The organism is Pseudoalteromonas sp. NCCP-2140 (genome assembly GCF_023708065.1).
Taxonomy (GTDB): Bacteria; Pseudomonadota; Gammaproteobacteria; order Enterobacterales; family Alteromonadaceae; genus Pseudoalteromonas.
This window is the reverse complement of sequence record NZ_BRCZ01000004.1, coordinates 266,020-288,349: the sequence shown is the minus strand read 5'-3', so window position 1 is coordinate 288,349 and position 22,330 is coordinate 266,020. Positions and strand designations below refer to the sequence as shown.

Sequence of the window (22,330 nt, the reverse complement as noted above, 5' to 3'; positions counted from 1 at the left end):
GCTTGTGCTTGTCCATCGTAAAATGCCCAGCATTTTGATGACTTTTATTAAACATTGCTTATATATGACATTGGACTAGCTAAAAAGAAACACCTGACCCTATTGGTTTTTTATACTAGATCTCAACGCTTACTTTTTATTTTTTATATAGCAAGGACTAAACTTAGTGTACTTTTCGTTTTCATCATATTTATGAACAAAAGAGACCTTATCTAAGACTCGTCTTTCAGAATTATCTTTATGAAAAGTAAATCTAGCTTGTATAAACACATAGCTTTGCACGCAAGCATCAAGTAAATTGACTCCATCATAGAAGGTGATGACATCTAAATATCTATCTTTGAGAAAAAACTCACTATCTGACTTTGAGGGATATAACTCATAAATCCCGCCAGTATTCCTAACAAGATAGCCAGAAAATTTGACTTCCTTATTTAAATATTTGTCAGGGCTTCCTAGCAAAGAATATATATTAGTGAACACTACTTTGCTTTGTAGACTAAAACTAAAAAATAAAAAACAAAGAAAAAGGAACCTTAACATTTACCATCTCCTGAATATATATAGTACAAGAACACCTTCCACTATTGCTGTTTTATTGATATTGATAAGTAACTTTTTGGGTAGTTTGATATGCATAAACACTGTATATACCAATCACTACCGCTCTGTGATAGTACGTGACCATGGGGTCAGGTCTTTCTTTTTTGATCTCAACTAAAGACTGAACTGAAGTGGTTATTATGATTTAGAAGGAAAATGTAGCTCGACCTCTTTGGATAGATAAAAGCTACTTACCATTATTCTTTATTTTTAAAGCTTAAGTCATTATGACAAAAAGCATCTATTAAACCATCACTATCCGCTTTATTTATTTTTGCTTCTTTAGGGAGCTCTATATGCAAATAATCATAGTTGTATTTACCTTCATCAGTCATTCGATTAAGTTTATATCCAATCATGAATTTATCACTTCCACTGTAATCTAAAACTGATATGTTACAACTAGTTGTGTAGTTAATCGAAAATACTAATGAAGCTTTAGCATCTTCGAATTCATCATAGCTCGCAAATAGAGGCACTGAGAAACTATCTATTTCCCCAACGTACTTATAAAAAACTTCTTGTTTGTCAAAGGATGACCCTCCATCGGTATTGACAATTTTGACAAACGTATCAATTGCAGGCTTAATTTTTTCAAATCTAATACTTGTATTAATAGCTTTAGAAAAGAACGCATTCTCCGCATTAAACCCATAAGCCAAACAATTTGTTGCTGCAAAGGTATCACCAGCAAAACTGAGTAACAAATCAGAATCTTCACAATATTCAGATATAGGCTGTAACGCCATGCAAATGCCGCTTTGGAATAAAAGGATAAAGATAAAATATCTCATAGTAACTCCACCATTTATCTTGAGTCTCTACGATTAGCTCAGAAAAAACTGTTACGTTGTTTGGCGTATTGCTTAACCATAATCCACGAAAGAAAAACAAGAACCGACTCCTAGCTCTGCTGAACTCCATTCAATTTTATTAAAAAAACCATAATGAAAAACATTACTACAATTGCTATAGATGAGTATTTAATGGCTTTACAAGCCCACACTTTGTCTTCCCGATAGGATTCAACTTTGAACAGCTTAAAACCATGATAAATTGCACCTGTTCCGCCGTAGTAGTTTATGAAAAGCTCTTTTTTTGCGAATTTTGGAGCTAAGATAAACAAAACTATTACAAACAAAAATAAAACAACCGAAAGTACCATCAAAATAATAAGAAAATAATCTATCATTTCACCAGTTCACATTTACATATTTTTCAGTAACTTACTATACCAATAAAAAGCAAGTTATGCTCCAGCCAAACTTAAACAAAACCTAGTTTTTTGGTTGATAGTAAAGCACTGCATTTGCTATTTTACCCCAAATAACTAAATATGTAACCGAGGACACATGGAAGCGCCTACTTTTGAATTAACCCGTGATAACTTTAACTCCATCTTTTTTCAGACTTTCATAAAAACGAAAGTGCAAGCTGAAATACCTATCTTGAGATGCGCAGTCCCTTTACCTAAAGCACAGAAATTCAAAGCAAAATTAATCACCGGTGCTATATTCATCATTGCTTGCCACCTTGTTTGGAAAACACAATCCGGTGCAGGTGCAATTGCCGCTGTGATCATTACATATCTCAGTTACTTTTTAGTTCAAATGTTTATCGCCAATAAGCGTTACTTCATCCATGAATCCCCGTTGTGCGAAATTAAAATAAACCAAGAACAGGTTTACCTGCCTGCACTTTTATTCGATGACAGAAAACCACGAACAATTAAAAGAGAAGATTTACTTAACGTTGAGGCCATATGGAATTTTACACGCACCAAAAGCGGCTACGATATTAACGATCCACAACCTAGGCGTGCCTATCTATTTTCTGTTATTTTTAAAACTCGCTATGGTGATTCAATTCCTTTAAATGACTGGAGCTTAGAACATCCTGAGCTCTTCAAGACACTTGTTGAGTATGATTACCCAGTCACTATGATCAGAACAGCCAAACGCGGATCACCAATAACAGTTCACATAAAATGCTTCTTCCTATTTACCTTTATATGTACTCTCATCTACTCACTTATAAAGTATGTAATTTAGCGGACTTATAAATATGCAATTGGCAAAGCAACTGCGAGCAAGCGCTTTGCCTTAAATTTAGGCTTTATTGTTAAACAGCATACCAGAGTGATTACTAGAAGTAGGAGCAAACAATGAGTTTATCATCGTAGAAACATTACTTTTTACGGCAAGCTGGACTGCACTTATCTCTTCATCAAGTTGTTTATTAAGCTCTAGTAACTCACTTTCTCGTTGTTCTGGAGCTAGGTCTTTATTGCTTTTTAAACTATTAATCTTATTTTGTAGCTCCTTTATTTTTACTACAAGCTCTTGTTGTGTGTGTGATGTCTTTGATTGAGCTTCTGCTTGTGGATCAGAATCAACGCCCGCTTCTTGTTGTTTAGCGCCTTGAAGGTTTGTTGCTTTTTCACTTTCTGGGTTTAGCTCATTTTTATTTTGCTGATCTAATAATGGCTCTTTTAGGAATGAGGATGTGTACGAAGTTAGCTGCATAGTTTTCCTATCGTTAATTTTTTGACGTTTAGCTATAAACCTTTTGAAAACAAAATAGATGCACAATCCGTACCCATTTACCACCCAAAACTTTTTATGTTGCTAAGCATGTATGTTCCTTTAAAGTTAGCGATATTAAACTTTAACTATTAATCCCCTTTTCCAATAAACTAACACTAAAGAACCAGTTTTTAACTTTTAAATAACCTTTTGTGATCGCTTTTTAAACACCCGCCGTAAGCCTTATTGAAATGGACACGTCGTAACGTCCGAACATACAAAGATATAAGGAAGAACGATGAAATACATACTCCTGGCTAGCAGCTTACTTTTTCTCACCGCTTGTAGCGATGATGATGACGATAATACCGAAGTTGTTACCCCTCCCCCAGTTCAAGAATTCACTCCAAGTAAAACCTATTCTGTAACTTTAAGTGGCAAACAAGAAGTGCCAATGAATGACTCAATGCAAACAGCGACTGCAACGGTAGAGCTTGACGAAAGTTTAATGCAATTTCGTGCAACACTTGATGCAAGCTCAGTTGAAGGTTTTAGCGCAGCACACATACACGACGGCGATTTAGGCGCTAATGGTGATGTTGCTTTTGCATTTGAGGCCACTACCGATGGTATGTATGAAGTCGCAATTACCGACCTTGATGAAAGCTTGATCGCTGATTTAATGGATGGCGATTGGTACATTAACCTTCATACCGAACAATATGCAAACGGCGAACTTCGTGCGCAAATTGTGCCTGATACAACCAGCATCATCACGTTTGCTTTAAATGGCGATCAGCAAGTGCCTATGAACGACAGTGACGCAATGGGTTATGGCTATGCATCTTATGATAGCGCCACGACAGAATTACGACTTCGTGCGGTGACTATGGGTGTTGATGACGCTACAGCAGCTCATATCCATACAGGAAAATTAGGCTCAAATGGTGATGTATTCGTGACTTTAGAACAAGACGACGAAGTCATGACTGACTGGGTTGTACCTGAAGATACCATGATTGACAGCGACACTCTGGCAGTACTTTTAGACGGCGGTCACTATGTTAACGTTCACACGCCTGAATTTGCCGGTGGCGAAATTCGCGGCCAAATCTTAACAGACAACTATGCAGTTGCGACCTTTGACTTGAGTGGTGCACAAGAAGTGCCTATGGTCAGCACCATGGCTGATGGTGATGGTTATGCCCTTGTTGATACAACAGACTACAGTGTAGAGCTTACTGTTGTCACGTCAGGCTTAGACGATGCAAGTGCTGCGCATATTCATACAGGTCGTATCGGTACTAATGGCGATGTATTAGTCGCTCTTGAACAATCAATGGACGACAGTAACGTCTGGATGACACCAAGCAACACGCAAATCAATGCAGATATTTTTGCAGTGCTGGCTTCTGGCGGTCACTATGTCAATGTTCATACACCTGCTAATGCTGGCGGCGAGCTTCGTGGGCAAATCCTAACCAGTAACTATGGCTTTACGAGTTTTAAACTAAGCGGTGAGCAAGAAGTTCCTGCCATCGAATCTGATGCAAGTGGTGAAGGTTATGCATTAATCAACATGGATAACTATGCCTTAGAGCTATTAGTAAACACAATGGGTGTTGATGATGCGACAGGTGCACACATTCACACTGGCCGAATTGGCACGAATGGCGACGCACTCGTTGCACTTGAGCAGTCAACAACTGACGCAGGCATGTGGATGACACCAGCAAATACCATGATCAACGCAGAGATATTTGAGGTACTTGCATCAGGAGGTCATTACGTTAACGTACATACGCCTGCTAACACGGGTGGCGAAATTAGAGGTCAGATCCTAACAGACAACTATCAGCTCGTTACTTTCCCACTCAGTGGTATGCAAGAAGTTCCAGCGGTTGATACGATGGCATCAGGTAGTGGTTATGCCTTAGTCAATATGGATAATTACCATCTAGAATTAAGAGCGTTAACCGAAGGTGTGAGTGATGCTACTGCTGCCCACATTCATACAGGTCGTATAGGCACCAATGGCGACGTTCTTGCCGCGTTAGAGCAATCAAGCGATAACATGAACCTGTGGCAAACACCTGAAAACACCATGATCAATGCAGATATTTTTGCAGTACTCGCATCAGGTGGTCACTACGTTAATGTGCATACTCCAGCTAACCCAAGTGGTGAACTACGCGGTCAAATCCTTACCGACAACTATGTGTTTGTAACCTTTCCGCTAAGTGGTGAACAAGAAGTACCCGCGGTCACAACGGATGCATCTGGTGATGGTTATGCGCTAGTGAATACCAATGATTACAGTGTTGAGCTGCAAGTACTAACATCGGGTGTAAGCGATGCAACTGCAGCCCATATTCATACCGGTGTAGCCGGTGAAAATGGCCCTGTGTTAGCTCCTCTTGTGCAAGACAGTGATGACATGAATCGCTGGATGAGCAGCACAGGCTTAATGATAGATGCCGATATCTTTTCAGTTTTAGCTTCAGGCGGTCATTATGTAAACATTCATACGCCTGCAAATCCAAGTGGTGAGATACGAGGCCAAATTCAATAATTTTATAGAGTCAGAGGCCAATATTTTTGGCCTCTTTTCGTTACTTTCCTCGCTCAGTTAATCTCACAATAACACCCCTCAGCATCTGAGTTAATAAACTGGCTATTAAAACCCGCACGTAAGTTTGCAATTACTAACTCAACAAAGCCATTCTGACTGGAACAGGCGAGTCCTTTTGATAATGGCCCTGCATACACAAGCTGTTGATTTTCTGAAACAAGTACTGCGGCAGGTTGAGCGGGTAATATTGCAGCAACCGCAGATGTTGGTTTAAGTTTTATTACTTCAATACCTTGCTCTGCTGCATAGCTGCTAAGGCTTGTTATGTGCGGTTGTGAACGCTCTGAGCATACACAGGTATTTTCATCAATAATGTACAAGGTATCTGTATTAGTGATGCCAAGCCCCATACTTTGTTGAAAAGCAGGTAACCAATTTGCTGTGGCTAGCTTTTTATCTGGATCAAAGGAGCTTGCTTGTTGAGAATAAGCAAACACCAAGGCTAATGCTACAGAGGCAACCCAAAGTAGAGTTGCCATTATCAGCCATTTGCTATTTGAATTTAGCAATACCTTGCTCCAGTACATCGATACTTACATCAATTAACTGTACGCGATCGGTGAGTTTTTCAATCATCAGGTTGTCGTTGGCTTGGTTAGCAATTAAGGCCTGTGAATTATCGGCAATAGCACGCGTATTACCCGCTTGATTTCGCACTACATGAGCAACCGACTGTGAGCTACTTGCAGCAACATTCACCTGCTCTGTCATCTCGGTAATTTGCAGTTTCATCTGCGAACTAATGGCCGACAACTGCTCTATAAGCGCAACACTACCCTGCATAGACTTGGTTGATGAGGCACTGTTTTGCATCAAGCTTTCAAGCGTATTAGTTATTTTATCCGTCGTGTTTTTACTGCGTGTTGCCAAGTTTCTAACTTCATCAGCCACTACCGCAAAGCCGCGGCCTTGTTCACCTGCACGTGCAGCTTCAATTGCAGCGTTAAGCGCAAGTAAATTCGTTTGCTCAGCAATTGACGAAATTTCATTAAGTAATTCTGAGATATGCGAACATGCACTCACCAGTTGGCCTATATTTTGGTCTGCTTCTTGAAGGTTATTAGCAAGCTCAGCCGTTTTGCTGTCTGTATTAGCCACTTCATTTAATGCCTCTGTAGCACTTAAATGGAGCTGCTCAAACTGTGTTTGTAGCTCATTACTTTCTTGTTCAACATGAGCAAAGCCTTCGGCGACTCGTTCACCTGACTGCGCGATATCCGTCGATAGCTGCTCACGATTAAGTGCTTGCTCATGCAATTCGTCGTGTACTTCAAGTAATTGTTTAGACTGGTTTTTTAAAACACTACTTTGGCTTTGAACATCACCAATCACGCTCGATACAAAACCTAGTAAGCGGTTAAAACCCGCTACAGCTTCACTGTGACTATCATCCGCTCTTAAACTAATATTAATGCTGTTTTCGTCGGCCATTATCTGCTCTGTCGTTGTGCTTAACGATAAGCCAGAACTACGTTCACGGTGTAGGGTTTTAGCAATATAGCCAGCTACAATTGCTTCAACAATGGCATACACGGCATGAATAAGTACGGTGCTAAAATACAATCTGTCTGGATCAAAAACGTATAAACCGACTTCGTTTATCTGTAAAAAGTAAAAGCTCAAATGGTGAACGGCCACAAAAGCAAGTGCAGTAATAAACACGCGCCATTCAACAAACATGATCAACACGGCCATTAAAATAAATATTTCAAAGTGAACCTCAATAAGGCCGTAGCTTTGTTGGATGTGTAAAAACGAAAACATCATGCAACCGGCAGCTACAACATGAGCTGTTAATTTGCTCGTTGGGTATTGATGGAGCATCCAAAGCGGTAAAGACAGTAATAATAAACCCGTTACCAAACCTGTAATTAAGGTCGAATAAATAAAGCCTAAAACTAAAGATTCAACAAACAATAAAAGGAACAAATAAGTAAAAAGGCGGCGCACACTCGTCATAGATAAAGCCTTAATTATTAAATAATTTACAAAAATACAATTAATCGAGCTAATACGGTTTGATGCGCATCATGGTTCACTTTATTAATTGCAATAATGCCCTAAATTGATCGGTCCCTGCTTTTTCTAGCCATTGAAATATCACACTTTCTGTACAGCTAATAATAGCACCTGCTGCCGATAGCTGCTTAACAGCCAACTCTTTGTGTTTTTCGTTGCGTGATGCAATGGCATCTTCCACTACAAACACTTGGTAACCATTGGCAATTAAGTCTAAACATGTTTGCAGTACACACACATGCGACTCTGTACCCGTTACCACTATTTGCTTACGGTTAAAGCCAGCCAATAGGTTGTTAAATTGAACCTCTTGGCATGCGCTAAAATGTATTTTGTGATAGCAGTTAGTGCCAGTTATAAAAGGTAAGAGCTGTTCACTACTTTTACCTAACTTGGTTGGGTTTTGTTCGGTAAATAGATAGGGAATATCTAAAGCTTTAGCTGCTTTTATTAACTTTTCGGTCTGATTAACAGCTGAGCCAAAGTCGTTAATTACCGGCTCAAGCCCTGCCTGAAGGTCAATAATTAATAACAAGGCATTACTTTTTCGACTGATAAATGAATGGCGCATCACGTTCTCAAATTGCTGATAATTGAACTAGTTATAGCATAGGTTTCAGTTTCAGCGCCAAGTAGACCTTATTACTATTTTTTCTTTTCAGAACCATTAATTACGGTCATAATTGTGCTATATTTTGTTAAAAATTATGCGCAAATAATAATTTAGGGTTAATCAATCAGTGCCTAAACTTTTTCTTTTGATTTTCAGTTTGCTGTTCTTCACGCTTTCCTCTTCGGCGTTGGCACAAAACTATGCTTTGCAAATGCAGCGTATTTCGACCGATGAAGGACTTACACAAGGCAGTGTAACTAAAATCGTGCAAGATGATTTAGGCTTTATCTGGATTGGTACCTACCAAGGCTTAAATAGGTATGATGGTTATCAGGTAGCCCCTTTTGCTGTAGAGTATATTCTTGATCAGCGACAAATTACCACAATGCATAAAACTGACGATGGAAACATTTTCGTCAGCACTGAGTTTTCAGGTGCTTTTCTAATAGACCCAAAAACACTAAAAGTTGAAAAAATCTATTCCGGCAAACTAGACCCTGAAGATGTTTTCTTTTCACCTATTTTAGCAATCACTGAAGACGATCACTTTTTTTACTTCGCTATTGCCCAGCACGTTTATTCATACAACAAGCAATCAAAAAAGTTTTTGCATGAGTTTTCTATCAATAAAGAAGAGCATATTGTTCGGGCACTCACCCTGCACGACAACTTTTTATATATCGGCACATCAAATGGGCTTTTCTCAAAAAACCTTGCAGATGAGCATATCTCGCATATTCCGCTTACCGATAAATCTCAGGTCACCGAAGATAATAAAAACGTAAAATTTTTAAGGGTCGATGCGCAACTGGGCTTATTTGTTGGCACTGTAGAGGGCATGTTTGATATCCCTTTTAACGCTAACCGTTTACTGGCATTTGATAAGTTAAGGCTGTTAATCCCTAACTTAAATATTTGGGACTATTCTATTAGCTCATTTGGTGAATATATCGTCACAGAAAAAGGATTGTTCGAATTTAATCGCCAAACCATGTCGGTTGAGTTCATCTTAAACTTTGAACAAAGTAAGTTTTTGATGTCTGACAATTCAATTCAAGATGTAATGATTGATAAAACTGGCTTGCTGTGGCTTGCATCTCGTTCTCAAGGCGTTTTTACTTGGTCAACACTCGCAAGACGTTTTAAACACATTGAATTAAAAAATAACCAAGCTCGCTTCAATAATAATGTCTGGTCGGTATTACAAGATCAAAACAATACGGTTTGGATTGGTACAGATAATGGCTTAATGAAGTACAACCAAGTTACTAAAGATATTACACCCTACTTAGTTAGCAACGATGAAAAAGCCTTTCATGGTGAGCATGGTATTTATGGTATTACCGAAGCTAACATTGATGAAAGCAACCGTTATCTATGGCTAATGAAATACATAGGCCTTGCCTTGTTTGATAAACAAAAAGGTGAACTGGTGCCTATAAAAGGCAATGCTGAGGCCATACACCTTATAAATTACGGCCCTAACTGGGGCTTTCGTGCTATGGGTAATGATCAATTTGCATTTTTAGATGACCAAAATTTTTATAAATACAATGGTAAAACAGGCGAACTTACCACTATTAAAGGATTAAAAGAACAAGTTGACCTAGTTAATGCCCATGCTTTTTTAAAGCCACTGCCTGATCATCCTGATGAATATGTACTGAGTATGTCTGGCAAGTTATACCGCTACAATGAGCAGACTCAAAAGTTAACACTGATATACCAAACAGAAAACTATAACCCTTTAGCGTTCACCACAATTGATGACTGGGTGATGGATTATAACAATACCCTTTGGCTTGGTTCAGCTGACGAAGGACTTATTGGCATAGATGCTAAAACTTACGAAGTTAAACACCGTATTAATATACAGTCGGGCTTAAAAGCTAAATCTGTTTTTGCATTGCAAATAGATCGTTTTGGTTTTTTATGGTTAGGGACTCAAAATGGCCTTTACCGCCTTGATTTAAGTTCCTTAGAACTTGACCGTTACTTTATTCGCGATGGTTTAGCCGTTAATGAATTTAACATTGATGCCGACACCACCTTACATAACGGGCAACTAGCATTTGGTAGTACCCGAGGCGTACTTTTACTTTCACCAGAGGACTTTTTATCATCGCCTGTAGAGGCTGGTAATATAAATACCGAAATTACCAATGTAACTTTGCTTTCGCGAGAGCTTAACTACCATCCATATAAATATGTGAATACGCCTCTGCAGATCACCTATGATGATATGGGCTTAGCAGTCACCTTTTCTAATTTTGATACCATCAATAAAGATAAAACATCGTATCGAGTGACCCTTGATGGGCCAACCTCACTGCAATACGAGAAGCTAACAACCAATGAGGTATTTTTCACTAAATTACCGCCTGGTGATTATGTGTTATCAGTGTCGTCATCAACCGAGTTAAGCGATGTAATATCAGCGTCTAGACAGCTAAGATTTAATGTTGCACATGCACCTTGGTCATCCCCTTCTGCAAAAGCAAGTTATGTCATTATTGTTTTCGCTGTTTTGTTTTTCCTATTTTGGCAATACCGTGCTCGTCAGCAACTAATAAGCCGTGCTCATGCAAAAGCTGTAAAATCACAGCAACAAACCGAACTCGCTTTAAGTAGCACTAAAAGTGGTGTTTGGGAGATTAACCTAGCAGAACAATTTTTAAGAACGACCCGTTTTTCAGCTGAACTGGGCTATGCCGAGTATAAAGACGGTATAAGCCTAAACGAGTTTGTGAGTTTAGTGCACCCACATGATCGCAATCATGTAACTAGCCAATGGCAACTATTTTGTAAGCAAACAAATAATGAGCAGTGGAACATTACTTATCGACTCAAACATAAAAATGGCGACTGGCTTTGGTACGAAGACATTGGCCGCATTGTTGCAACCGATGAAAACAACCGTCCGTTAAAAATAACCGGTATTTATACCAATATTACAGAGCAACGCGCTAATGCCCAGCAAGCCAGTGTGCTCGGCGAAGCATTTGGGCAAATAAACGACTGGTTGCTAATTTTAGACAATCAACTGAAACCATTTTCTGCTAATGCTAGTTTTGGTGAAGCATTCGCCACGCCAAACAATGTTGCAGAGCTTACTAGTCGCGACTTTATTGCAGCCATAGGCCGTGCAAAATACCTTGAATATATAGACGTATTAAAAACACTTAAACCAAAGCAAAATTGGAAAACAGAGGCTGTTATTCGCACGCTAAAAAGCCCTGCACACCCAGTTCATATTAGTGTTACTGCTGTAGCCAAAGAAAGCCAATCAATTAGTCATTATGTAATTGTAATTTCAGACTTAACAGAGCAAAAACGCGCTGAAGACGATTTGCGTTATTTAGCAAATTATGACCCGTTAACGGGCTTGCCTAACCGCTCCTTAATGTATACAAAAATTAGCAACTGTATAAATAACGCCAAAAAATACAATAAACTAGCTGCATTATTATTTATTGATTTAGATAAATTTAAACCAGTAAATGATTCATTCGGGCACGCTGTCGGCGACCGATTACTTTGCGATATCACGCAAAGAGTAAGCCTAATGTTACCCGAGAACGCCGTAATTGGTCGTCAAAGTGGTGATGAATTTTTGGTTCTTATTAAAGATTTACACTCACCGCAAACACTTAGTGATCTTGTTAAAAAACTCACTGAAGAACTGGCAAGCAAGGTTATAATTGACGACTTTTCAATCAACATTTCTGCGAGTGTTGGTGTCGCTCTTTACCCATTTGATGCGAAAACAGCAGATGATTTAATTAAAAATTCAGATATAGCCATGATGCATGCTAAGCAATCTGGCCGTAACAATTTTAAATATTTCACAGAGCAAATGAATAACCAGCTGACCAAAAAGCTGTTACTTGAAAATGCCTTGAAAGATGCGTTTAAAGACGATGAGTTATTTAATAACTATCAGCCTATTGTTAATGCTAAAACTAAAAAAATAAACGGCGTTGAGCTTTTAATGCGCTGGAAGAATGAGCAAGGTTTTGTATCACCTGCCGAATTTATTCCTATTGCTGAAGAGATAGGCCTCATCGATGCGTTGACTGAGCAAGCACTTGATAGAGCATTAACAGAGCTGCTACCTATGCTGCGTGCTAACCCACAGTTTTATTTATCATTAAACCTGTCACCAACGCATATTTTAAAATCGAACTTAACTGAACGTTTATTACTTATTTTGAATAATCACATGGTTAAGCCGGTTCAGCTACGTCTTGAAATTACAGAAAACACACTATTAGAAGATAAAGAGAAAGCTTCTAAACAGCTGCAAAAGCTTAAAAATGCTGGCTTTAAACTATTACTGGATGACTTTGGCACAGGTTACTCGTCACTAACTTACCTAAGTCAATTCCCGATTGATGTGATCAAAATAGACCAAAGCTTCGTGCGTAATATCGGCCAAGATAAAAGTAATGAATCGATTATTAAAACCATCCATGCGCTGTCATCGAACTTAGGCTTATATTGTATTGCTGAAGGGGTTGAGACCAACGAGCAAATCAGTTTCTTAACCGAGATGGGCTGCGAAGATTTACAAGGTTACTACTTCGCGAAACCCATGTTGGCCGATGACCTCATTGCAGAAAGTACGATTCAGGCAATCATTGATCGACTAAACGCGCTTTAAACCATTTATTTAAGCAGCGATAAAGCTCATCTTTATTTATGGGCTTCGAGATAAAGTCATCCATGCCAGCTACAAGGCAGCGCTTTTGGTCCTCTTCAAAGGCGTTCGCCGTAATAGCTATAATGATAGCTTCGCCATACAGCGCAGGATTCTGTTTGATCGCTTGTGTACATTGATAGCCATCCATGTGAGGCATTTGGCAGTCCATCAAAATAATATCTGCCGCAAAGCTTTTAAGCTGCTCAAGCGCCTGTAAGCCATCGTTAGCGCTTTTAATCGAACAATGGGTGTCTTGCATCATTTTTTGCAGCACGATTTGATTTACAGGATTATCTTCAACAATTAATACTCTAACCCCACTAAGTGTTGGCTTGTCTGTACTTTGTTCTGCCGTTGCTTCTGCGTCGCTCACAGTGACTGGGATGGCAACAATAAACTCACTGCCCTCACCTTCTTGACTCAGCAAAGAAAGCTCTCCATCCATCAACTCTATAATACGTTTACTAATGGTGAGTCCAAGCCCAGTACCACCATATTTACGGGTGGTCGATATATCGGCTTGAGTGAACTCTGTAAACAGTTTGGCCTGTTGATTGGCTGAAATACCAATGCCTGTATCACGAATTGATATTTCAAGAGCGCCATCGACCATTTGGCATTGCATGTTTATTTCACCTGACTCAGTAAATTTACCCGCGTTACTCAAAATATTATTGATTACTTGGCTAAACCTCAGTGGATCTAAACGGATATACTCAGGTATGTCCTTTGCTATGCTCAAGTTAAATTCGACACCCGTTTTCACACTGGTATTGCTAAATACTTTTGCTAATTGTTGCAGTAAAGCCTTAATCTCAACGGCGCGGTTTTCTAATTTAAGTGCCCCCGCTTCAATTTTCGAAAAATCTAAAATATCATTTAAAATCAACAATAAGTTATTGGCACTTTGATGGATCATCGCCAGCTCATCACGTTCAGTTTCGGGAAGTTTAGGATTTTCTAATAGCAGTTGAGTCATGCCTAAAATACCATTGAGCGGGGTGCGGATTTCATGGCTCATGTTCGCTAAAAATTGCGACTTGGTACGGTTAGCTTGGTTCGCTAAGCGCACAGCTTCGACTAGCTCATTAGTTTTATCATTAACTTGTTGCTCGAGCTGGGCATTAAAATCGGTCAATTTGTTATTCAACACTTCGTTTTCGTGATTCGCTTGATGTAAGCGATTAAAATTAAGCGCCAGCTTATTTGCTAAACTCGAAAACTGCGACTGCAAACGACTCACTTCTAGCCAAGTTTGTGGTAAGTCGGTATCTGTGATTGCCCGCTCAGGTTCAAATTTGTCTATTTGTTCAGCTAACTTTTCGATAGGAGCAATTAACCAGCGGCTTAACTGCGTTATGAACACACTGGTTAATAAAATAATGAACAATATCATCACCAAAGACTGACCCCATGCACTCACCGCAACATTGTTGGCATGTTTGCGATTGAGCATGGTCATTACAATCCAGTTATGCTCTGTAGAGCGTGCTTCTCTGGCGTAAAACTGCTGCTCGTTCTCAGCATCAAACATTTTAAAGCGTGCTTCGTCTGCAAATGAATCTATTTCTTCATCTGTTAATTGTTGTAACTCTTTAAAGTCATCTAATGTGCTAAATACCACTTTGTTGCTGGCATCTAAAATCAACAACTCGCCTTGGTGACTAAATAGACTGGGCCTAAGGCCTGCAAAATAATCAAACATCAGTGAGCCTTCAACGACGCCGGTAAAGGTATTTTCAATATAAATCGGTGCTGATACTGCAACTATAGGTAAAGAGCCAAAACCGCGGCCTTTAAATATTGTTGAGATATAACCAAGCTCATTATTAGGCGCATTGATAAAGTAATCTCTATCTGCCACATTGGCGCGAATATTTGACTGCTGCAAACTAATCGCTAACGATTGTGGATAAAAGTGAGTGACATCAGCAAGGGCATCAACAATGATTTGTGTTCTAAAATCAGGGTATAGGTTTGCCATATTTTCAAGGGCAATTTGACGATGAACTCCATTGGCTATACTTCTGGCAGTAAGTACAACGCCTTTTTTATGGTGATCGAGGTGACCATCAATTGTGCGTGCGATTTCTTTGGCTTTTTCTTTTAACTGTGCATTTATCTCATACTCAATGCGCGCATAATGGTTATTGGTTAGTACTACTGAGGTTAATATAACTACCAGCACAACCAGCAAAGTAACAACATAATTAAGTATTTTATAGAGTGACGAATAATGTTTATGCCACGAATAGCGGCTAAAGAAGAAGCTTAGTAAATCAATAACAGATAAGTAAATTGCCGCATTTAAGCAGTATTTAGCAAGTGCAATGGCAATGGTTAAGATTGGAAGACCTAAAAAGAAATGGCCAAAACTCCAAAGTAGGGGTAAACCAATTACAAACCAAAACAGCATGCCTCGTAAAAAAACTGGCCGCGCTTTTGACAAACAGAATACCTGCAAGCAGATCAATTCTAAGGCAAAAACAATGGACGGCCACGCATGCCCCCAGCGGTAAAAAATAAACCCCGTGCTTATAATAAAAGTGATAATTGCATAGCGCCAACCGAGTAGCAGCAAGCTTAAGATCACAAAAAACTGACCAAGAAGAAATTCTGAGCTGTCTAAAAACCAAATTGGTAATAAATTAACAACTCCCGCAATACAACCAAGCAGTACTGCGGCTAAAAAGTTGAAATATGAAGGCTTATTTTGAAGCAAAAAAGGTATCCTAACTTCATAGTGATACCTTTAAATTAAAAGAAAATTAAACTTTTTGCCACTTTAATTAACATGGTGGCATTCATGACTTTCTATTTGCAGCACACTTTTTCCAATTTTAAAGCGCGATTGCAATAGTTTTTCGACCTTTAAGCGACATGCTTCGTCATGCTTTTCAACGGTACAATGCTGTTTTAAAACAACGTGCGCGCCAACAATAATGTCTTTGTCTTGGCGCATTACCGTGACATTATGAACATTTTGTACATGTTCAACCGAAGCGATACTTTGTTCAATATCAGCTACATTCGGCAGCTTACTTCTATTTTCAAGTAAGCCTTGAATACAACGAATGATCACTTTAACCCCAGTAAACAAGACAAAGGTAGCAATCAACATACTCGAAATAATATCAATTTCGGCCCAGCCAGTTAGGTGTATTAAAATACCAGCGAAGAAGGTTGAAACCGTTGAAATTAAATCAAAAAACGAGTGTAAAAACACCGCATACACATTAATGCTTGCTTTGCGCCCTTTGTATAGCACCCATGCTGCAGCACCATGAAACAAAAAACCAATAGCTGAAATGACCGACATTAAATAGCTATTAATTTGTAAATCATGACCATCGCTATGATGAAAGTAACGTTCACCTCCTTCATAAAGGATGATCAAGCTAATGCTTAAATATAAGATGCCATTGATCAAACCACCCGTAAGCTCAGCGCGCTGATAGCCATCATTAAAGTTTTTCGCGAAATATATCGCCATGCTTGAGGCAATAAGCGCGATGAATAAAGAACTGTTATGAACAAACAAATGCCCAGCATCAGCAAGTACAGCAAGCGAATTCGAATAATAGGCGCCAATAACCTGTATCACCATAAACGAGCACGTTATGGCTAAGGCAATCAACAAGCGGCGTCTAGATGCTTGGTGTGTTGTAATATCTGTCATGAAGAAGTGAAATACCTATTCGCTGGAAAGTGGTAATGATATAAAGTCTCAATTGTAATACGTGGCGAGCGCAAACGCACTAAAAACTTGGTTATTTGTCCCTTTTTGAAAGTTTTTTGCGCGATGTGTTAGAAATGAGAAAGGAATTAGCAGCGAATAAGTAAACTGAATCACTCACTTGTAAGCTAAAAAATAGTAAGGCGTTAACAACACGTGTTGTTAACGCCTTTTACTCGAAACAGATTTAAGAAGCAGGCTATTAAACTTTAAACTGACTGACTAAATCTTTAAGGTGCTGAGCACGCGATAATAAGCTTTGCGTACCACGCTGTTGTTGCTCAGCGTTATCATGTATTTGCATTGCACTGTCTGAAATATCATGAGCCGACTGATTGATATGCTCAACCACCGTGCCCTGCTCTTCTGTGGCTGCTGCAACTTGGTGATTGCCTTGGCTGATAATCTCAAACTTCTGCTGAATAGACTGAAGTGCAGACACTGCAATATGCGTAAGCTCAGTCACTTTTTGACTACTTTGCGTACCTTCGGCAATTGCTTCTTGTGATTGCAATGATGAGCTTTGTAAACGCGAAATCTGCTCTCTAATTTCAGACGTTGATGTTTGCGTACGCTGTGCAAGTGAGCGTACTTCATCAGCGACGACCGCAAAGCCACGACCTTGCTCACCCGCTCTTGCCGCTTCAATTGCCGCATTGAGTGCCAATAAATTAGTTTGTTCTGAAATTGCATTGATTACTTCAACAACCGAGTTGATCTCAGCTGCTTGATTTGCAAACTCACCGATACTTTTATCAACCGTGATCAAAATGTCATTCAGTTCATTCATGGTTTGCGCTGTGGCAGCCATACTTTGATTGGTTTGCACGGTTTCTCGTACCGCTTCTTCCGTGTCGCTTGCTGTGCGATGAGCAATATCAGACACCTCGTTAATAGTTTGCCCCATTTCTGTAATAGCTGTGGCAACTTGATCAGTTTGCGCGCGCTGATCTTCGGTAGCAACAAAGGTTTTATTGGCAAAGCTCGCAAGATCGTCAATCCCTTCTCGCATCGCTTGCTCGGTGACACTGATTTCATCGACAAGCTCGGCTACTTTACCAATAATGGCATTAAAGCCCTTTGCAAGATGTCCAAGCTCATTATCAACACTGTCATCTAAACGTTTTGTTAAATCACCGCCGTGACCTGCCATGCCCAGTAGTTCATCACCAACACTGCGTATTTTCTTACTTAGCCAATTAGCAAAATAAAGTGTAAGCACCAAAAAGATACCCGCAAGCACGACACTTACGATAATCGACATCCAAACGACTGTATTAATCGCGCTTGATATCTCTTGCTTAGGCTGAACCGCTACAAGAGTAAGGCCTGTTCCTTCAATTGGCATAACCCCAGCATAAACATCTTCATCTGCGAGCTCGACTTGCGATAGAGTAAAGCCAGTATGTTTACTGCTCAAAAAGCTTTGTAATGCGCTTAATGAAGCGACGCTTGTGACTTGTTTACCAATATAGGCATCATTTGCGTGTGCAATAATTCGCTTGCTGTCATCAATTAAAAATAAATACCCTTGCTCACCAATTTTACGCGACGTAACAATGCTAGAAATATCTGAAATATCATAACCAAGCCCTGCCACACCGAGGCGTTGCCCTGCAATTTCAACCAAGGTGTTAACGTATAAAGTGAGGTGTCCACCCTGCTCACTTACATCTAAAGCCAGCGCTTGGCGTTTATCTGAGCTAATAAAGTCAAAAAACCAACTGTCTCTTGGCTCACTTTGTGAGATTGATTTGAAAAAGCCGTCTTGCGTGTAATAACTCATTGAGTTTTTGCTTACCCAAAACACCGATGACGCACCGCTTTTTCTTTGTAAGTCAGCAAAGTACGCCATGACACGTTGATGAATTGGCGAGCTTTTCTCACCTTCGCTCATCCACGTATGCAGAATTTGGTTTTCAGCTAAAGACTGTGAAACAGAGATCGGGTAACGCATTTGAGCGTCAATTTCGGCAGCAACTTTACCCACAGCGTCAGGCAATAATTGCTTTTCGGTTTGTTGGTAATAAAGCCGAGAGAATTGGCTGGTATTGATTAAGGCGCTAACCACAGTGACAACAAACAATGCAATTAACACAAAACTAATAAAAATAGTGCGCAGCGATAGATTTCGCATTCAGCAAGCCTCATACTTAATGGTGGAGTTTTAGTTTTAGATCATCCTTGCGTCCTATCAATAATTTTAGGTAACAAGTCTGTGTTAAGCAATTGCTATTTAAGCTTTTACTGTTGTTTTTGTATGAATAATTATCAAACTCAAACAGAATAGGAACAAACGCCAACTTGTACCTTTTTTCTAGTTAAAACACTAGAGACAAACAGCTCACTGAAAAAAGCCGTGCTTATTATGACCCTGCTATTATTGCCATTTTTTGCTTGTAGGTTTTTGGCGACATGCCATACCAGCGATGAAATGCATGATGAAATGCACTAATTTCAGAGTAGCCACACAAAAAGGCTATTTCTGTGACAGAGAGATCTGTTTCGTTTAACAATGACACACTTTTTTGCTGTCTTAATCTTGCTAATTCGTCACTAAAACTTGTGCCCTCTTTTGCAAGACGCCGCTGCAGCGTTTTTTCACTCATGTTAAGTGCTTTTGCCATTGCTTTACTGGTGGTTTGGCCTTGAATTAAATGCTCTTCAAGCAAAATTCTCAGTACCTGCGTCACATTCGTTTGTGTCACTAGTTTCATCTGGTTTGATAACACAGGTTCACTATCGGTATTTTCGCTAAAAAACAGGCTGTGGGTCGTTGCGCCGTATTCAATTTTGCAATTAAAGTGCGTATTAATCTCACTGTGTGGCTCTTTACGTTGCAAGCAAATTCGTGTTGGGTGCCAATTTTTCCCCTTAACAGTGCGCGCTATTTTCACACAAAACGCCATGGGTGCTTCGTAGCTTAGCAGTGACATATCACGCTCACCATCACTAAAGTTAAAGCGAAGTTCATACTCACTACCATGATCGATCAAAGACACATTATGTGTATCGCCCATCAATTTTTGATACCGCAATATCAGCCGAAAAGCACTCAATAACTGTGTTGACTGAATAATCGCCATGCCTACCACCGGAATAGCGCGTACATTCATGTTACTGCCAACATAAAGACCTAAGTGGGTGTTTGGTAACATGGCTTGCGCTTGCTTCCAAAGCATACTGACACTGGCTTGTGGGTATCGGGCTGTTTGGCTACTTAATTCTGCTAAAGGAATATTTGCCGCTGCAAACAACTCATTAATTGGTAAGCCCTGCCATTTAAACGACTCAGCCATAGCACGTAGCCACCAGCTTGATAAGGTTCTCATGAGTGTCCTGAATAAACAATTTAATGACCTATATTATCAAGTAAATAAAAGAATAAAAGCCTATTGTTTACCTGTAATTAACAACGGAGACAACAATATGGGCACTGTAGCAAGTAAACGCGAGTTCGCGAGCTTTAAAGAGTTTTACCCCTATTACCTACAAGAACACAAAAATAAAGTCTGTCGACGCTTACATTTCATTGGCAGCTGGATTGTTTTGGCTATTTTGTTTGCCGCTATTTATCAGCAGCAATATAGCTGGCTAATTTTATGCCCAGTTGTGGGCTATGGCTTTGCTTGGGTTGGTCATTTCTTTTTTGAAAAAAATCGCCCCGCTACTTTTACACACCCTTTTTATAGCTTTATTGGTGATTGGGTCATGTTTAAAGACATTATTATTCGCAAAGTACCATTTTAGGAAAACACCATGACCATGAAACACACAGTATCAGAGCAAGAATGGCAAGCCCGTGTTGAGCTTGCTGCCGCGTATCGCCTAGTTGCTTTATATGGCTGGGATGATTTAATTTTTACCCATATTTCAATGCGCGTTCCCGGCACAGACAACGAATTTTTGATAAACCCGTATGGCATGATGTTTCACGAAATTACCGCATCAAGTCTTATCAAAGTAGATCAACAATGTAATAAGCTGCATGACAGTGAATACCCTGTTAATCCTGCGGGGTTTAATATCCATAGCTGTATTCATATGGCACGTGATGATGCCCATTGCGTTATTCACACCCACTCACTCAATGGCACGGCAGTGTCTGCCAACAAAGACGGCTTATTGCCTATCTCTCAGCAAGCTGTTGTTGTGCACTCAGGTTTGGGTTATCATGACTACGAAGGCATAGCCCTTAACCCTGCTGAGCAAGACCGTTTAGTGAATGACCTAGGTTCTAATAACTTTCTAATGCTACGTAATCATGGCCTATTAACTGTGGGTAAAACGGTCGCTGATGCATTTTTGTTTATGTATGTTTTTGAAGCTGCATGTGCTGTACAAACTCGTACTTCACAAAATACCGAGCAACTCGTACAAGTACCTAGCGCGATTATTGAGGGTATCAAAGGGCAAACTGAAGTTGCTACTAAGGGACTGGGTGGCGCAATTGCTTGGCCTGCCTTACTGCGCTTACTCGACAATAAAAGTCCGGGTTACGATCAATAAGGATATACCATGCAAATTGATATCATGACTAAAATAGTGCTGCCTTTAGCACTATTTATCATCATGTTTGGCATGGGGTTAGGGCTTAAAAAGCAAGACTTTGGGGCATTATTTATTAGCCCCAAAGCACTTTCAATAGGCTTAAGCTGCCAACTACTGTTATTGCCAAGCGTTGCGTTTTTATTAGCAATGAGTTTTACCCTAACCCCAGAGCTCGCTATAGGTCTGATTTTAGTAGCTTGCTGCCCGGGCGGTGTGACCTCAAACCTTTATACCTATTTATTCAAAGGGGATGTTGCGCTGTCAATAAGTCTAACAACGCTAGCGACATTTATCTCCCCCTTTACCTTGCCACTGATTATGCATTTTGCCATGCATACATTGAGTGTGCCGGGCCACGAATTCGCTTTGCCAGTGATTAAAACCATAGTGCAAATGCTGATGATAACGGTACTTCCTGTTTGCTTAGGAATGGTATTTAATCACTTTAAACCCCATTTGAGCTTGAAAATAGAACCCTTTATACGTCGTTTTTCGAGTGTATTCTTAATTGTGATAGTGCTTAGCATTATTCATAAAAATGCTGACCAAATGCTGAGCTTTTTTGCGACCAGTGGCATTGCAACGCTGACATTAAACCTCAGCACGCTGTTACTAGGGCTGTTTTTTGCAAAAATATCGGGCTTAGATCACAAGCAACAAATGAGCATTGCGGTTGAAGTTGGGCTACAAAATGGCACCCTTGCCATTTTAATTGCGAGTACCTTAATCAATAATGCCGCCATGGCAATTCCTGGAGCAACCTATAGCTTATCAATGTTTGTAACGGGTTATATTTTTTGTCGCTTATTTAGCGCGCATCATACAAAACACCTTGCCATTCTCAACAAAGCATAAAAGCCAAAGTGATGACTAAAAACAAGGAAGTTTTTAATCAAACACTAACCACAAAGTAATAAAAAACAGTTAAGAATTAAGATTACTAAATGGG

At 39.6% G+C, this 22,330-nt stretch carries 16 protein-coding genes; 6 read left to right on the top strand and 10 right to left on the bottom strand.

Features of this window, described 5'->3' with window-relative positions; all coding sequences use genetic code 11:
• Positions 1 to 129 precede the first annotated feature (129 nt).
• Both NFU46_RS10440 and NFU46_RS10435 read right to left on the bottom strand, forming a co-directional pair.
• On the bottom strand, positions 130 to 483 hold the full coding sequence (locus tag NFU46_RS10440; protein WP_251601669.1) for a hypothetical protein: 354 nt from the start codon (positions 481 to 483) through the stop codon (positions 130 to 132).
• A gap of 317 nt (positions 484 to 800) precedes the next feature.
• The gene (locus NFU46_RS10435; RefSeq protein ID WP_251601667.1) at positions 801 to 1,397 is read right to left on the bottom strand and encodes a hypothetical protein; all 597 of its coding nucleotides are present in this window, start codon (positions 1,395 to 1,397) and stop codon (positions 801 to 803) included.
• 558 nt (positions 1,398 to 1,955) lie between these two features.
• On the opposite strand from NFU46_RS10435, the gene NFU46_RS10430 reads away from it, so the two are divergent.
• Positions 1,956 to 2,654: a hypothetical protein gene (locus tag NFU46_RS10430; RefSeq protein ID WP_251601665.1), complete on the top strand. Its 699-nt coding sequence runs from the start codon at positions 1,956 to 1,958 to the stop codon at positions 2,652 to 2,654.
• 57 nt (positions 2,655 to 2,711) lie between these two features.
• On the opposite strand, the gene NFU46_RS10425 is transcribed toward NFU46_RS10430, so the two are convergent.
• Positions 2,712 to 3,128 (bottom strand): hypothetical protein, encoded by a 417-nt coding sequence (locus NFU46_RS10425; RefSeq protein WP_251601663.1) that lies wholly within the window; start codon positions 3,126 to 3,128, stop codon positions 2,712 to 2,714.
• A 298-nt stretch (positions 3,129 to 3,426) separates the two neighbouring features.
• On the opposite strand from NFU46_RS10425, the gene NFU46_RS10420 reads away from it, so the two are divergent.
• A complete protein-coding gene (locus NFU46_RS10420) occupies positions 3,427 to 5,700 on the top strand; it encodes a CHRD domain-containing protein (RefSeq protein ID WP_251601661.1) in 2,274 nt (757 codons plus the stop codon).
• A 53-nt stretch (positions 5,701 to 5,753) separates the two neighbouring features.
• Here NFU46_RS10420 and NFU46_RS10415 read toward each other — a convergent pair whose 3' ends face one another.
• The 3 genes from NFU46_RS10415 to NFU46_RS10405 form a co-directional block, all read right to left on the bottom strand.
• Positions 5,754 to 6,239: a DUF6436 domain-containing protein gene (locus NFU46_RS10415; protein WP_251601659.1), complete on the bottom strand. Its 486-nt coding sequence runs from the start codon at positions 6,237 to 6,239 to the stop codon at positions 5,754 to 5,756.
• Positions 6,240 to 6,252: 13 nt separating this feature from the next.
• Complete coding sequence (locus NFU46_RS10410; protein ID WP_251601657.1) at positions 6,253 to 7,719, bottom strand: methyl-accepting chemotaxis protein; 1,467 nt, start codon at positions 7,717 to 7,719, stop codon at positions 6,253 to 6,255.
• Between the two features lie 76 nt (positions 7,720 to 7,795).
• Positions 7,796 to 8,350, bottom strand: a complete 555-nt coding sequence (locus tag NFU46_RS10405; protein ID WP_251601656.1) for an isochorismatase family protein — start codon at positions 8,348 to 8,350, stop codon at positions 7,796 to 7,798.
• Positions 8,351 to 8,603: 253 nt separating this feature from the next.
• Between NFU46_RS10405 and NFU46_RS10400 the strand changes: the two genes are divergently transcribed.
• Entirely contained in the window at positions 8,604 to 13,055 is a 4,452-nt protein-coding gene (locus NFU46_RS10400) for an EAL domain-containing protein (RefSeq protein WP_251601655.1), read from the top strand.
• Here the strand turns inward: NFU46_RS10400 and NFU46_RS10395 are convergent.
• From NFU46_RS10395 to NFU46_RS10380, 4 genes are all read right to left on the bottom strand, one after another.
• Positions 13,030 to 15,816 carry a response regulator gene (locus NFU46_RS10395; protein WP_251601653.1) on the bottom strand — a complete coding sequence of 929 codons (2,787 nt, stop codon included), beginning with the start codon at positions 15,814 to 15,816 and terminating at the stop codon, positions 13,030 to 13,032. The genes NFU46_RS10400 and NFU46_RS10395 overlap by 26 nt on opposite strands.
• Positions 15,817 to 15,879: 63 nt before the next feature.
• Positions 15,880 to 16,773, bottom strand: a complete 894-nt coding sequence (locus tag NFU46_RS10390; RefSeq protein ID WP_054562467.1) for a cation diffusion facilitator family transporter — start codon at positions 16,771 to 16,773, stop codon at positions 15,880 to 15,882.
• Positions 16,774 to 17,032: 259 nt separating this feature from the next.
• Positions 17,033 to 18,967: a methyl-accepting chemotaxis protein gene (locus NFU46_RS10385; RefSeq protein WP_251601650.1), complete on the bottom strand. Its 1,935-nt coding sequence runs from the start codon at positions 18,965 to 18,967 to the stop codon at positions 17,033 to 17,035.
• Between the two features lie 229 nt (positions 18,968 to 19,196).
• Positions 19,197 to 20,162 carry an AraC family transcriptional regulator gene (locus NFU46_RS10380; RefSeq protein WP_251601648.1) on the bottom strand — a complete coding sequence of 322 codons (966 nt, stop codon included), beginning with the start codon at positions 20,160 to 20,162 and terminating at the stop codon, positions 19,197 to 19,199.
• A 97-nt stretch (positions 20,163 to 20,259) separates the two neighbouring features.
• Between NFU46_RS10380 and NFU46_RS10375 the strand changes: the two genes are divergently transcribed.
• The 3 genes from NFU46_RS10375 to NFU46_RS10365 are packed head-to-tail and all read left to right on the top strand — an operon-like array spanning position 20,260 to position 22,236.
• The gene (locus NFU46_RS10375) at positions 20,260 to 20,580 is read left to right on the top strand and encodes a DUF962 domain-containing protein (protein ID WP_054562470.1); all 321 of its coding nucleotides are present in this window, start codon (positions 20,260 to 20,262) and stop codon (positions 20,578 to 20,580) included.
• A 9-nt stretch (positions 20,581 to 20,589) separates the two neighbouring features.
• Positions 20,590 to 21,339, top strand: coding sequence for a class II aldolase/adducin family protein (locus tag NFU46_RS10370; RefSeq protein WP_251601646.1), 750 nt, complete (start codon positions 20,590 to 20,592; stop codon positions 21,337 to 21,339).
• Positions 21,340 to 21,348: 9 nt separating this feature from the next.
• On the top strand, positions 21,349 to 22,236 hold the full coding sequence (locus NFU46_RS10365) for a bile acid:sodium symporter family protein (RefSeq protein ID WP_251601644.1): 888 nt from the start codon (positions 21,349 to 21,351) through the stop codon (positions 22,234 to 22,236).
• The last annotated feature ends 94 nt before the right edge of the window (positions 22,237 to 22,330 follow it).

Excerpts from the sequence above, each read along its gene's own strand:
- NFU46_RS10435 (WP_251601667.1), bottom strand. The coding sequence starts at position 1,397 with ATGAGATATTTTATCTTTATCCTTTTATTCCAAAGCGGCATTTGCATG.
- NFU46_RS10430 (WP_251601665.1), top strand. The coding sequence starts at position 1,956 with ATGGAAGCGCCTACTTTTGAATTAACCCGTGATAACTTTAACTCCATC.
- NFU46_RS10425 (WP_251601663.1), bottom strand. The coding sequence starts at position 3,128 with ATGCAGCTAACTTCGTACACATCCTCATTCCTAAAAGAGCCATTATTA.
- NFU46_RS10420 (WP_251601661.1), top strand. The coding sequence starts at position 3,427 with ATGAAATACATACTCCTGGCTAGCAGCTTACTTTTTCTCACCGCTTGT.
- NFU46_RS10415 (WP_251601659.1), bottom strand. The coding sequence starts at position 6,239 with ATGGCAACTCTACTTTGGGTTGCCTCTGTAGCATTAGCCTTGGTGTTT.
- NFU46_RS10410 (WP_251601657.1), bottom strand. The coding sequence starts at position 7,719 with ATGACGAGTGTGCGCCGCCTTTTTACTTATTTGTTCCTTTTATTGTTT.
- NFU46_RS10405 (WP_251601656.1), bottom strand. The coding sequence starts at position 8,350 with ATGCGCCATTCATTTATCAGTCGAAAAAGTAATGCCTTGTTATTAATT.
- NFU46_RS10400 (WP_251601655.1), top strand. The coding sequence starts at position 8,604 with ATGCAGCGTATTTCGACCGATGAAGGACTTACACAAGGCAGTGTAACT.
- NFU46_RS10390 (WP_054562467.1), bottom strand. The coding sequence starts at position 16,773 with ATGACAGATATTACAACACACCAAGCATCTAGACGCCGCTTGTTGATT.
- NFU46_RS10385 (WP_251601650.1), bottom strand. The coding sequence starts at position 18,967 with ATGCGAAATCTATCGCTGCGCACTATTTTTATTAGTTTTGTGTTAATT.
- NFU46_RS10380 (WP_251601648.1), bottom strand. The coding sequence starts at position 20,162 with ATGAGAACCTTATCAAGCTGGTGGCTACGTGCTATGGCTGAGTCGTTT.
- NFU46_RS10375 (WP_054562470.1), top strand. The coding sequence starts at position 20,260 with ATGGGCACTGTAGCAAGTAAACGCGAGTTCGCGAGCTTTAAAGAGTTT.
- NFU46_RS10370 (WP_251601646.1), top strand. The coding sequence starts at position 20,590 with ATGACCATGAAACACACAGTATCAGAGCAAGAATGGCAAGCCCGTGTT.
- NFU46_RS10365 (WP_251601644.1), top strand. The coding sequence starts at position 21,349 with ATGCAAATTGATATCATGACTAAAATAGTGCTGCCTTTAGCACTATTT.